General features: G+C 68.1%; 13 protein-coding genes and 1 pseudogene. 12 read left to right on the top strand and 2 right to left on the bottom strand.

Annotated features, from left to right (window positions below; all coding sequences use genetic code 11):
• Window positions 1-412: 412 nt before the first annotated feature.
• From MMF94_RS05985 to MMF94_RS05930, 12 genes and pseudogenes are all read left to right on the top strand, one after another.
• Window positions 413-1,090, top strand: coding sequence for an arsenate reductase/protein-tyrosine-phosphatase family protein (locus MMF94_RS05985; RefSeq protein ID WP_241035256.1), 678 nt, complete (start codon window positions 413-415; stop codon window positions 1,088-1,090).
• 9 nt (window positions 1,091-1,099) lie between these two features.
• Window positions 1,100-1,753 carry an arsenate reductase ArsC gene (locus MMF94_RS05980; RefSeq protein ID WP_241035255.1) on the top strand — a complete coding sequence of 218 codons (654 nt, stop codon included), beginning with the start codon at window positions 1,100-1,102 and terminating at the stop codon, window positions 1,751-1,753.
• 184 nt (window positions 1,754-1,937) lie between these two features.
• Window positions 1,938-2,907: pseudogene (locus tag MMF94_RS05975) on the top strand (PstS family phosphate ABC transporter substrate-binding protein).
• A 1-nt stretch (window position 2,908) separates the two neighbouring features.
• Window positions 2,909-3,874, top strand: coding sequence for a phosphate ABC transporter permease subunit PstC (gene pstC / locus MMF94_RS05970; protein ID WP_241035254.1), 966 nt, complete (start codon window positions 2,909-2,911; stop codon window positions 3,872-3,874).
• A complete protein-coding gene (gene pstA / locus MMF94_RS05965) occupies window positions 3,874-4,776 on the top strand; it encodes a phosphate ABC transporter permease PstA (RefSeq protein ID WP_241035253.1) in 903 nt (300 codons plus the stop codon). Before pstC ends, pstA begins: the two co-directional genes overlap by 1 nt.
• 160 nt (window positions 4,777-4,936) lie before the next feature.
• Window positions 4,937-5,701: a phosphate ABC transporter ATP-binding protein PstB gene (pstB, locus tag MMF94_RS05960; protein WP_241035383.1), complete on the top strand. Its 765-nt coding sequence runs from the start codon at window positions 4,937-4,939 to the stop codon at window positions 5,699-5,701.
• 11 nt (window positions 5,702-5,712) lie between these two features.
• Complete coding sequence (locus MMF94_RS05955; protein ID WP_241035252.1) at window positions 5,713-6,504, top strand: winged helix-turn-helix transcriptional regulator; 792 nt, start codon at window positions 5,713-5,715, stop codon at window positions 6,502-6,504.
• Window positions 6,505-6,514: 10 nt separating this feature from the next.
• Window positions 6,515-6,880, top strand: a complete 366-nt coding sequence (locus MMF94_RS05950; protein WP_241035251.1) for an ArsR/SmtB family transcription factor — start codon at window positions 6,515-6,517, stop codon at window positions 6,878-6,880.
• Window positions 6,881-6,938: 58 nt separating this feature from the next.
• On the top strand, window positions 6,939-7,307 hold the full coding sequence (locus tag MMF94_RS05945; protein WP_379660271.1) for an ArsR/SmtB family transcription factor: 369 nt from the start codon (window positions 6,939-6,941) through the stop codon (window positions 7,305-7,307).
• The gene (gene arsB, locus MMF94_RS05940; protein WP_277398655.1) at window positions 7,304-8,407 is read left to right on the top strand and encodes an ACR3 family arsenite efflux transporter; all 1,104 of its coding nucleotides are present in this window, start codon (window positions 7,304-7,306) and stop codon (window positions 8,405-8,407) included. Before MMF94_RS05945 ends, arsB begins: the two co-directional genes overlap by 4 nt.
• Window positions 8,407-8,820: an arsenate reductase ArsC gene (locus MMF94_RS05935; RefSeq protein WP_241035250.1), complete on the top strand. Its 414-nt coding sequence runs from the start codon at window positions 8,407-8,409 to the stop codon at window positions 8,818-8,820. Before arsB ends, MMF94_RS05935 begins: the two co-directional genes overlap by 1 nt.
• A gap of 42 nt (window positions 8,821-8,862) precedes the next feature.
• Window positions 8,863-10,281, top strand: a complete 1,419-nt coding sequence (locus tag MMF94_RS05930) for an FAD-dependent oxidoreductase (RefSeq protein WP_241035249.1) — start codon at window positions 8,863-8,865, stop codon at window positions 10,279-10,281.
• Window positions 10,282-10,849: 568 nt separating this feature from the next.
• On the opposite strand, the gene MMF94_RS05925 is transcribed toward MMF94_RS05930, so the two are convergent.
• Window positions 10,850-11,776 (bottom strand): IS3 family transposase, encoded by a 927-nt coding sequence (locus MMF94_RS05925; RefSeq protein ID WP_241035248.1) that lies wholly within the window; start codon window positions 11,774-11,776, stop codon window positions 10,850-10,852.
• On the bottom strand, window positions 11,773-12,084 hold the full coding sequence (locus tag MMF94_RS05920) for a transposase (protein ID WP_241035247.1): 312 nt from the start codon (window positions 12,082-12,084) through the stop codon (window positions 11,773-11,775). The genes MMF94_RS05925 and MMF94_RS05920 overlap by 4 nt, the downstream gene beginning before the upstream one ends.
• Between the last annotated feature and the right edge of the window lie 267 nt (window positions 12,085-12,351).

The raw sequence follows: 12,351 nt of genomic DNA, 5'->3' as shown, positions 1-12,351 counted from the left end.
GAAGGGTCGATCTTGAGGAACGCCCGCCTGGAGCACTACGTGGCAGCGTGTCGCCGCGAGCGCTGACGCAGGGCGGCCTCCCTAGGAGCTGCGAGGGATTACCGAGGAGCAGAGGACTCTGCACAAGGCCACAACATCACCAGCTCGAGAGGGTAACTCAGTAAACATTGAGTCAATAGTGGCGGAGTCATCCCGCCCGGTCAAGACCGGTCGTGCTACTCAGTCGGCGCTGCGCGCCTGATCTTGACCGGCAGTTCTCACTGCTGGCGGCGACAGTGGCCGCGCAGGGACTGCGAGCAGCCGAGCGCCGAGATCGTCAGGTGCGGGCGAATCTTGTCCGCGCAAACCGCCGAAGGGGCCGATCGGACCCTCCCATTGACGGCCGTCCAGTAGCTCAGCCATCATTGACTCAATGGATGTTGAACAGAGCGACCTCACAGCTCGGGCGGCTGCACACGCCGCGCTGGGCGACCCTGGCCGACTGGCGATCGTCGACGCCCTCGTACTCGGGGAGGCCTCCCCCTCGGAGCTCCAGCAACTGCTCGACATGCCGTCCAACCTGATGGCCCACCACGTCCGCGTACTGGAGCGGGCGGGTGTAGTCGCCCGGCGCCGGTCCGAGGGTGATCGCCGCCGCACCTACCTGGCGCTCGCCCCGGGAGCGCTCAACACACTTCGCCCCACCGTTACACGGGACGCGGTGCGGGTGGTCTTTGTATGCACCGAGAACTCCGCCCGCTCACAGCTCGCGGCGGCGTTGTGGTCGAGCGAGAGCGCCGTTCCCGTCACATCGGCTGGGACGCACCCGGCGCCGGCCGTACACCCGGGGGCCGTGTCAGCCGCGCGCCGCCACCACCTCGCGTTGACCCCCGCGACTCCGCGGCATCTCAACGAAGTTCTCCACCCCGACGACGTCGTGATCACGGTCTGCGACTCGGCCCATGAGGAGCTCGGCGCCGGGCCTGACCGGCTGCACTGGTCGGTCTCCGACCCGGCACGCAGCGGCGAGGACACCGCCTTCGATCAGGCCGTGGACGAGCTCACCGACCGCATCTCCCGGATCGCTCCCGCGATCCGGCCCGTCACCTGAGGAGGACCCATGCCGGTCACCGCCCGCCGACCCGAGCTGTCAATAGATCAAGTGCTGGCGCTCCGGACGGCTGCGTCGAACCTGGCCCGAGAGTTCGACGGGACCTTCGGGCCCGAGACCATCGAGCGGTTCCTGCACACCTCCTACGACGAGTTCGCCGATCGGGCCGTCGTCATCAACTACCTGCCACTGCTCGCCGAACGCTTCGCCCGCCAGCGGCTGCGCGCCCTGGCGAAGGTCGAAGGCAAGGCAATCATGGGGACTCCCGTCGCGCTGTTCCTGTGCACCCACAACGCAGGGCGCTCTCAGATGGCGATGGGCCTCTTCTCCCAGCTCGCCAATGGCCGGGCCATCGCCTGGTCCGGCGGCTCCGAACCGGACACGCGGGTCAACCCCGCCGCGATCGCAGTCATGGCCGAACGGGGCATCGACATCTCCGGCGAGTACCCCAAGCCCTGGACCGACGAAGTCGTCCGTGCCGCGGACGTCGTGGTCACCATGGGCTGCGGGGACGCCTGCCCGGTCTTCCCCGGCCGGCGCTATGAGAATTGGGCCGTGGCGGACCCTGCCGGCCTGGGTGTCATCGAGGTCCGGGCGATCCGTGACGACCTCGAGCGCCGGGTACGCGGGCTTCTCGCCGAGCTCGCCGTTCCGCTCGACTAGCTCCTACCCCTCCCGGTGGTCCGTGCGGCCACACCCGTCGATCCACTGCATCGAACTTTTCCGATCCAGTTGTCACTGTTTGGTCCACGTTCATCTGTCGTTTAGATCGAAATTGTTCGATCCAAGCACTCCGCAGAGGTGACGTTCCTCCCAGATCGTCACTAGAGCCCCAGGAAGGATCCTCGTGAGCATTCGGTGGGTACGCCCCGCACGTGCCGCGCTCGCCCTCGCCGCCGTGAGCGTCGTGCTGGCGGCCTGCGGCGGCGGGGGCGGCGGGTCAGCAGCAGGCGGGAACGCAGCACTGGCTGGCCCGGTGGTGATTGATGGATCCAGCACGGTCGAGCCCCTGTCCTCGGCTGCTGCCGAGCTGTTCCAGGGCGAGCAGCCCGGCGTCAATGTCACGGTCGGCACCTCGGGCACTGGAGGTGGTTTTCAGAAGTTCTGCGCGGGCGAGACCGACATCTCCGACGCCTCTCGGCCGATCAAGGACGAAGAGAAGGCGCAGTGCGACGCCAAGGGCATCTCCTTCGAGGAGATCCAGGTGGCCAACGACGCACTGACCGTCGTGGTCAACAAGGAACACCTGGGCCAACTGCCTGACCGTCGACCAGCTCAAGCGGATGTGGGAGCCGGGCTCGACAGTGAAGAACTGGAACCAGGTCGACCCGAGCTTCCCGAACGAACCACTGACACTGTTCGGGGCGGGCGCCGACTCCGGCACCTTCGACTACTTCACCGGCGCGATCGTCGGCAAGGAGGGCTCCTCGCGGACCGACTACAGCCCCACCGAGGACGACAACGTCACGGTGCAGGGAGTCCAAGGGTCAAAGGGCGCGCTGGGCTACTTCGGGTTCTCCTACTTCGAGGAGAACGAGGCCAACCTCAAGGCCGTGCAGATCGACGGCGGGAAGGGCTGTGTCGCGCCCTCGTCGCAGGCGGCGCAGGATGGCACCTACACACCGCTGGCCCGGCCGTTGTTCATCTACCCGTCCAACGCCGGTCTGAAGAAGCCGCAGGTCGAGGCCTTCGTGGAGTTCTACCTGCAGCAGAACGACCAGATCGTGGAAGTCGCCCGGTTCATCCCCCTGACGCCGGAGCAGAAGCAGGAGTCGACCACCGAGCTGGAAGCGCTGCGTCAGCGCGCCGGCGGTTGAGGTGACAGCCTCCACAGTGGACGCGGCCTCCCCGAGCTCCGGCTCGGGGGGTCCGTCCCTCACCCTGCAGCGGACATCATCGCGGATCGGCGAGCGGATCATCGAGACTCTCCTCGCCGCCGCAGCTGGATTGTCAGTGGTGGTGACGATCGGGATCGTGCTGGCCTTGGTCGTGCCGCTGTTCACCTTTTTCGCCCACGTCTCACCGATCGAGTTCCTCAGTGGCACGAGCTGGACTGCGTCGTTCGGTGACAAGTTCTCCTGGGACAAGGACTGGGGCGTGCTGCCCCTGGTCTCGGCGACGTTCACGGCCACCGCCATCGCACTGCTGGTCGCCGTCCCGCTCGGACTCGGTATCGCCATGTTTCTGTCCGAGTACGCCAACCAGCGGGCCCGGAAGACCCTCAAACCGGTGCTCGAGCTGCTGGCCGGGATCCCGACCGTGGTTTACGGGTTCCTCGCGTTGACCGCGATCACCCCGGCGCTGCAGCCGTTGCTGGGTATCCCGAACATCTTCAGCATCCTGACCGCGGGCCTGGTCATGGGCTTCATGATCGTGCCGACGGTCGCGTCGCTGTCCGAGGACGCCATGTCCGCAGTGCCACAGGCGCTGCGGCAGGGCTCCTACGCATTGGGGGCGAACAAGCGAAAGACCACCCTACGAGTGGTGTTCCCCGCGGCGCTGTCGGGCATCATCGCCGCGATCGTGCTCGCCCTGTCCCGCGCGGTCGGCGAGACCATGATCCTGGCCGTTGCGGGCGGCAACATCGCCCGCCTCACCGCCGATCCTCGCGACCAGGCCCAGACGATGACCGCGTTCATCGCCCAGATCGCCAGCGGCGACGCCCCCCAAGGCAGCCCCGTGTACTACTCGCTGTTCGCCGTTGGGGCGCTGCTGTTCGCGATCACCCTGGTCATCAACCTGATCAGCATTCGGCTGGTCCGCAGATTCCGGCAGGCCTACTGATGAGCGTGACGAGTTCCGCGGCGGTCGACGTTGCCACTCCGCTGCGTGAGGGGCGCCGCCATGACACTGCATCAGCCGTGTTCCTCGGCGTGCTGTGGCTGTGCCTGGCGCTGGCTTCGCTGTTCCTGTTGTTCATCATGATCGAAGTCGTCCGTCGTGGCCTCGCCCGGTTCGATCTGCAATTGCTCACCGCGGCGCCCTCACGTGTTCGACCGGAGAACGGCGGAGTGCGCCCGGCCATTCTCGGAACCCTGCTCGTAGTCGGCACCACCGCACTCCTGGCACTCCCGATCGGCGTCGCTGCGGCGGTGTACCTCGAGGAGTACGGCGACCGCACGCGATGGTGGAACCGGATGTTCGAGCTGAACATCCAGAACCTCGCCGCGGTCCCGTCGGTGATCTTCGGCATCCTCGTTCTGGCCTTCGTGGTCCGAACGCCGCTCAACATCGGCGCCGTGGCGCTGTCCGGAGCTATCGCGCTCGCCCTGCTGATCCTGCCGGTCGTCATCATCGCGACCCGCGAGGCACTGCGCGCAATTCCCGGGGAGATCCGTGACGGTTCGCTCGCGCTCGGGGCCACACGTTGGCAGACCGTATGGCGGCAACTGCTACCCGCCGCGGTCCCGGGTATCGCGACCGGCTCCATCCTGGCGCTGTCCCGAGCCATCGGCGAGGCTGCGCCACTGATCCTCGTCGGCGCCACCACCTTCGTGACGTTCAGCCCTGACGGTCTGTTTTCCCGCTACACCGTCATGCCCGTCCAGATCTACACCCTGGTCCCGCAACCGGACCAGGCGTCGAAGGACCTCGCCTACGGGGCGATCCTGCTGCTGATCCTGATCCTCGTCGCGATGAACGCCGTCGCCATCTACCTGCGCAACCGGTTCCAGCGTCGCTGGTGACCAGCGTCCGCCCGACAGCCCGGAAGGACCCACTCAGACCATGACCAGCTCGGAGCGGACCACAGTTACCGACCCCGAAACGGCGACCGGCCACCACCGAGAGGTGCGTGTGGACGTGGCCGCTAGCGCCGAACACCGCCACGGCGGCGCCGAGGCCGTGATGGCCGTCGAGGACCTTAACGTCTATTACGGCGACTTCCTCGCCGTGCGCGACGTCGACCTGCAATTCGGCAGAGGTGAGATCACCGCGATGATCGGCCCCTCCGGCTGCGGCAAGTCGACCGTGCTGCGCTGCCTCAACCGCATGAACGACCTCGTCCTCGGCGCACGCGTCGAGGGCTTGGTCACCTACCACGGCATTGACATCTACGGCCCGACCATCGACGACATCGAGGTGCGTCGACGCATCGGCATGGTTTTCCAGAAGCCCAACCCGTTCCCGAAATCCATCTACGACAACGTCGCGTATGGGCCGCGGGTCACCGGCATGAAGGGGAACCTCGACGAGACCGTGGAGAAGGCGCTGCGCGGAGCCGCCTTGTGGGACGAGGTCAAGGACAAGCTCAAGCAGAACGCCTACGGCCTGTCCGGCGGCCAGCAGCAGCGCTTGTGCATCGCCCGCGCGATCGCGACCCATCCCGACGTGATCCTCATGGACGAGCCCTGTTCCGCCCTCGACCCGATCGCCACCTCGAAGATCGAAGATCTCATGATCGAGCTGACCAAGGAATACTCGATCATCATCGTGACCCACAACATGCAGCAGGCCGCCCGCGTCTCCAACCGCACCGCGTTCTTCACCGCCGAAGCCGACGAGGCCGGCAAACGGGTCGGCATGCTCGTCGAGTTCGACGACACCAAAGTCATCTTCGGCGACCCGAACGACAATCGCACCGAGGACTACATCTCCGGGAGGTTCGGCTGAGCAAAGCAACCGTGTCGGTCACCGCCTGGGAGAACGACAACTCCCAGTTCCACGCCCGCCGCCGGGCCTGCCTCGCCGGCCGCGCGGCGATGCCCGACCGCGCGGCCGTCCTCCTGATCGACACACCCGCATTCGCAATCGAGCTCCGCCGTGCCCTGGTCGGCCAGCCGGTGGAGATCGCAGCCACCCACGACCCTGCCACCGGGCTTCTCCTGGTCGGACGCACCTGCCCCGACGTGGTCCTACTCGGCCCCACTCAGGGACGGCTCACCACCGCGGCATTCCTCGAGGCCCTGCGCGACAACGAACCCGAGCTGCCCATCGTCGTCGGAATCAGCCCCGACGAGCCGGAACTGGCCGGCCACGCTGCACTGCTCGGAGCGGCGGTGCTCGCCCATCCGTACCGCATCGACCAACTCCTGCGGCTGCTGTCCTCACTGACCTCGAGCAGAAGACCACTGGAGGTCAAGCCGCTGCGCCTCGAACTCGGCCGGCTCAGCATCGACGGCGCCGCACCCAAGATGTGGCTCGACGGCACCGAGTACCGACTACCGATGCGGGAGTACCTCCTGCTTCGCTACCTCGCAGAACGAGCCGGCGCGGTTGTGTCCCGCCACGAGGTCATCCGCGCGATCTGGGGCGTCGAGGGCGTCCGCGGCAGCAACACCCTCAACGTGCACGTCATGCGCCTGCGCAGGCGCTTGGGCGACGACGACCAGGACCCACAATGGATCCAGTCGATACGTGGAATCGGCTACCAGTTCACCGTCCCTTCACCTTCTGCGGGGGGTGGCGACACATAAGGTGCAGATCGTGCCGTTCCAGCCCGCGCCCCCAGAAAAGGCCGTCCCCGCCGACTCCGTCACTCCGGAACGCGCGGCCACCGTTTTCAAGGCGCTGGCCGACCCGCTGCGGATCCAACTGGTCGCCATGGCCGGCGCAGCCACCGACGACGGCATCTGCTTCTGCGACATCGCCACACGCATCGACATGCCCCAGTCCTCCCTCAGCCATCACCTCCGGGTGCTCGTCAACGCCGGCATCCTCGAACGCGAACGGCGCGGCACCTGGAGCTGGTACCGCCTACGCGAGGAGCCCTTCCTGCTCCTGCAGGACGCGATCCGCCCCGGCGGTCTCCTACTCACGCCCTCGGCGAAATGCCTCGAGGAGAGCGCCTAGCGGCAGGGAGGCGCCCGTCACATTGCCAGGCTGCTTCGAACCGCTTCAAAATAGACGCGTGTCGAAGAATGAGCTGCCTGTCGTCGAGGTGTGCGAACCGACCACCCTGACCGGTGCCGCACTGAGCCCGGCCGACGCCGCAACGCTCGCCGCCGCGCTCCGGGCGATCGCCGACCCCACCCGCCTGCGGCTGCTCAGCCTCATCGGCGCGCACGCGGGCGGCGAAGCATGCGTGTGCGACCTGACCGGCGAATTCGACCTGTCCGGGCCGACGATCAGCCACCACCTCAAGGTGTTGCGCGAGGCCGGCCTGATCACCGGCGAGCGGCGCGGCACCTGGATCTACTACCGGGTCGTCCGCGACACCCTGGCCGCCCTCTCGCAGGCGCTCTCGCCCGCCACCCACGAACTGGAAGTGACCGCGTGACCGCCACCCCCGAGCTAGACGCCCCGGTCGTCGCGCGGCTGTCGACCCTGGATCGCTTCCTGCCGGTCTGGATCCTCGTCGCCATGGCCGTCGGACTCGGTGCCGGGCGGCTGATCCCCGGCCTGGGCGGCGCGCTGGACGCCATCGCGGTCCAGGGTGTCTCGCTGCCGATCGCTCTGGGCCTGCTCGTGATGATGTACCCGGTACTGGCCAAGGTCCGCTACGACCGGCTCGACACCGTCACCGGCGACCGCCGCCTGCTGGTCAGCTCGCTGGTGCTGAACTGGGTGCTCGGGCCGGCGCTGATGTTCGCCCTGGCCTGGCTGCTGCTGCCCGACCTGCCCGAGTACCGCACGGGGCTGATCATCGTCGGGCTGGCGCGCTGTATTGCCATGGTGATCATCTGGAACGACCTCGCCTGCGGCGACCGCGAGGCCGCGGCCGTGCTCGTCGCGCTGAACTCGGTGTTCCAGGTGATCGCCTTCGCCGGGCTCGGCTGGTTCTACCTCGATGTCCTGCCCGGCTGGCTCGGCCTGCCACAGGCCGCACTCAACATCTCCCCCTGGGAGATCGCCATCTCGGTCGTGGTCTTCCTCGGGATCCCGCTGGTCGCCGGGTATCTGTCCCGCCGCGTCGGCGAGCGGGCGAAAGGCCGCGACTGGTACGAGTCGCGATTCCTGCCCCGGATCGGCCCCTTCGCGCTCTACGGGCTGCTGTTCACCATCGTGATCCTCTTCGCGCTGCAAGGCGACGCCATCACCTCCCGACCGCTCGACGTCGCCCGTATCGCGCTGCCGCTGCTGGCCTACTTCGCGATCATGTGGGCCGGCTCCTATGCCCTGGGCAAGGCCGTCGGCCTGAGCTACGAGCGAACGACCACGCTGGCGTTCACCGCCGCGGGAAACAACTTCGAGCTCGCCATCGCCGTCGCCATCGCCACCTTCGGCGTCACCTCCGGCCAGGCCCTCGCAGGGGTGGTCGGGCCGCTCATCGAGGTTCCGGTGCTCGTTGCGCTCGTCTACGTTTCGCTCGCCGCGCGCCGCCGGTGGTTCCGCACACGAACGGCGCCCGCCACGGCCCCCACCCCTCAGGAGTCCTGATGGCCGAGATCCCGACCGTCCTGTTCGTCTGCGTACACAACGCCGGGCGCTCGCAGATGGCCGCCGCTCTGCTCGCCCGCCACGCCGCCGGAGCTGTCGAGGTCCGCTCGGCGGGCTCCGAGCCCGCCGACGCCGTTAACCCTGCCGTGCGCGAGGTGATGGCCGAGCTCGGCATCGACCTGTCGGCCGAAAAGCCCAAGCGGCTCACCACCGACGCCGTCGAGGCCTCCGACGTCGTCATCACCATGGGCTGCGGCGACGCCTGCCCGATCTTCCCCGGCAAGCGCTACCTGGACTGGGAGCTCACCGACCCAGCCGGCAAGAGCGTCGAGGACGTCCGGCCGATCCGCGACGACATCGACGCCCGCGTCCGGTCACTGCTCGCCGAGCTGGTGCCCAGCCCCATCAACTGACGCCTCTTCGACCTCGGCGGCGCCGAAGCAGGGAGCCCAGGAATGCACCTCGTCGTGGTCGGGGGCAGCGACGCCGGGATCAGCGCCGGCCTGCGCGCCCGCCAGCTCGACCCCTCAGCCGAGGTGACCCTCGTGGTCGCCGATGCCTACCCGAACTTCAGCATCTGCGGCATCCCCTACTACATCAGTGGCGACGTCGTCGACTGGCGCAACCTCGCCCACCGCACCCGGGCAGACCTCGAGGTGGCCGGGCTGACGCTGCGCCTCGACACCCGCGCTACCCGTATCGACCACGACCGCCGCGAGCTGGCCGTGACGGAAGCGGACGGCGCTACGGCGCGCATCGGGTACGACGCTCTTGTCGTCGGCACCGGCGCGGTTCCGGTCCGGCCGCCCATCGTCGGCCTCACGGGGCCGGACGCGCTCGGCGAGACTGACGGGGTCCACCTGCTGCACACCATGGGCGAGACATTCGCGCTACAGCGCGCGCTCGCCCGAGGCCCTGCCACTGCGCTCATCGTCGGTGCCGGCTATATCGGACTCGAGATGGCCGAGGCGCTTACCGCCCGCGGCATTCGCGTCACCCAGGTCGAGCAGCTCCCCGAGGTTCTGCCCACAGTCGATCCCGAACTCGGCGCGCTGGTGCACGACGAACTCACCCGGCATGGCGTCGACGTCGTCACCGGCGCCACGGTCACGCAGATCAGCCGCACCGCCAACGGGCTATCCGTCGCCGGCACCACCAGCACCGGCTCCATCGAGTGGGACGTCGATCTTGTTCTGGTCGTGGTCGGGGTCCGGCCCGACACCGCGTTGCTCACCGCCGCGGGCGTGAAGACCGGCGCGCGCGGGGCAGTCCTCGTCGACGACACCATGGCCACGTCCCTGCCCGGGGTGTGGGCCGCCGGGGACTGCGTAATCACGCACCACCGCCAGCTCGGCGAGTCCTACCTGCCCCTGGGCACCACCGCCCACAAGCAGGGCCGCGTCGCCGGCGCCAACGCCGTCGGCAGCCATGCCCGTTTCCACGGCAGCCTCGGCACCCAGGTCGTCAAGGTGTTCGACCTCGTCATCGCCCGTACTGGCCTCCGCGACCACGAAGCACAGGCGCGGGGGCACCAGCCAATCACCGTCACCAGCTCGCCCGACGACCACAAGGCCTACTACCCGACGGCCTACCCGATCACCATCCGTCTCACCGGCGACGCCACCACCGGGCTGCTGCTCGGCGCCCAACTCGTCGGCTGGCTCGGAACCGAGGTGTCCAAGAGGGTCGACACCTACGCCGCTGCGCTCCACCACCAGATGACCGTCGCCGAGATCTCCGACCTCGACCTGTCCTACACCCCGCCCCTCGGCTCGCCCTGGGACGCCGTACAGCTGGCCGCGCAGGCCTGGGAATCCCAGGTCGCAACCCTCCCAGCCGATCCGGCACCACGACGGCTGCGCCCCGTTCACTGACGACGGGCTCCTTGAGCCTCACCGCCACGCGGAGGAGACCACCGGCCGCCAGCAAGCCGATCCGACGCACGGGATTGATCGAGGCGGCACGCAGAGACGACGTCAGCTGATAGGTCTCCTGTGCCCGGGTTCCTGGGGGAGCCTGGCGTCTTAGCTAGTCCTAGCCGGAGGTCCTCCGCGACACCGCGAGCAATGCTTGGAACCTGTGGATCACGAGGGTGGGTCGTGGCCTCCCGGTGATCTTGGAGCTCTCAAGCAAGGCCGGCGCGCCAACGCCGGTCGGGACGGCACGACTCGTGGGCAGGTCCCGGCAACGTGGCGGCACTCCTCGACCGCTCACGATGAGTACTCGGACCTCGTGTTCGATCGCGAGGCGGCAGGCTGACCGATTCGATCAATGGCGGTTCGCTCAGGAGAGGTCAGGCGTTGCGGCCCCAGCCGGACCGTTGTGGCGGGGCGTGGAGCGCGCGGCATGCCGCGGTACGGGATCGGCGACTTTCGTGCCGTTGTCGGTCCTGATTCGGCACAGTGCGCGGCCTGAGCTTCCCCCGGTAGCTCGGAGGGTTGGCTACCTGGCGGCAGCCGGGTCGGGCCCAGCGGCAGGTGCCGCCGGATGATCGGTGCATCGAGCATGCCAGGCCGCTTCGTACTCGTCGGGTGAGCGCCAGCCGAGCGGGTGTTGGATGCGTTCGGTGTTGTACCACCCATCGATGTAGGCGAACAGGTCGTTCTCCGCCTCGTCCCGGGTCCGCCACGATTTTCGGTAGACCAGCTCGGTCTTCATGGTGGAGAAGAAGTTCTCCATCAAAGCGTTATCGCAGGAATCCCCGACCGAGCCCATCGACGCGAGAATTCCGTGATCATCCAGGCGCTGACCAAAGCGCAGCGACGTGTAATTCGAACCCCTGTCCGAGTGGTGGACCACCTGCCCGTCGCGGATCCCGCGGGACCAGACCGCGTACTCGAGCGCGCCGAGGATGAGGTCGGTGTCGCAGCGGTCCGAGCACCGCCACCCGACGATCCGGTTGGAGAACGCGTCGCGCACCGCGGCCAGCCAGAACACGCCCTGTGCGCAGGGGATCCGGGTCGCATCGGCCACCCAGAGCCGGTTGGGCGCCGGCGCGGTGAAGTTGCGGTTGACCAGGTCCGGCGCCGGTGTCGCGGCGGGGTTCTGCCTGGTCGAGGAGGTTCTCCACTTCTTGCGCAGGAACGCGCCCTGCACCCCGGCCTCCCGCATCAACCGCTCGACTCGCTTGCGGGAGACGCGCACGCCGCGCCGTTGCAGGGTGGCGTGCATCCGCGGGGAGCCGTAGGTGCCGCCCGAGCGGTCGTGGATCGTGGCGATCTCGGCGAGCAGCACCGCGTCCGCTTGCTGCCGCTCGGATGGCCGTCGTTGGCGGTCGAGCCAGCCGTAGTAGGTCGATGGGGCGATGCCCAGGACGCGCAGGATCGGGTCGACCCCGAACCGGTCGCGGAGATGCCCGACGGTTTTCAATACTTCTTCCTTGTCGGGTCCATTTCCTGGGCGAAAAAAGCGCTCGCCGCCTTCAGGATTTCGTTGGCCCGGCGGAGCTCGGCGTTCTCTTTGCGGAGCCGGCGCAGCTCCTCGGTCTCGGCGGTGGTGGGCCGGTCGGTGCGCTCGCCGCGGTTGGCCTCGTCCTGGCGGATCCAGATGCGCAAGGCTTCGTGGTGCACGCCCAGCTGCTCGGCCAGCCGGCGGATCACCGGCCGCGGGTGTGTCTCCCGGTAGAGACGGACGGCGCGTTCACGCAGCTCGTCGGGGTACTTCTTCGGTGCTGCCACAGAGACTCCCTTCACGGCCTACAGCCATGATCGTCGGTCTCCGGGCTAGCGGGGGAAGCTCAGCCATCAGTGTGTGACCAGGCGGGTATGGGGCCGTCGGCCATGCGCCAGTAGCCCGGCCGCTGTGCGCGGACCGCGCGACGACAGACCGGGCAGCACAGGTTCTCGACCTTCTGCCACCGACGTTCCTCGCGTCTGGAGGGTCCGGGTACCACGTACTGGCGGTTGATCACATCGGCCAAGCGTGGAGCCGCGTGTTGCTCCCTC

Source organism: Pseudonocardia alaniniphila (genome assembly GCF_022524485.1).
Lineage (GTDB): Bacteria > Actinomycetota > Actinomycetes > Mycobacteriales > Pseudonocardiaceae > Pseudonocardia > Pseudonocardia alaniniphila.
This window is presented reverse-complemented; position numbering and strand designations above follow the sequence as displayed.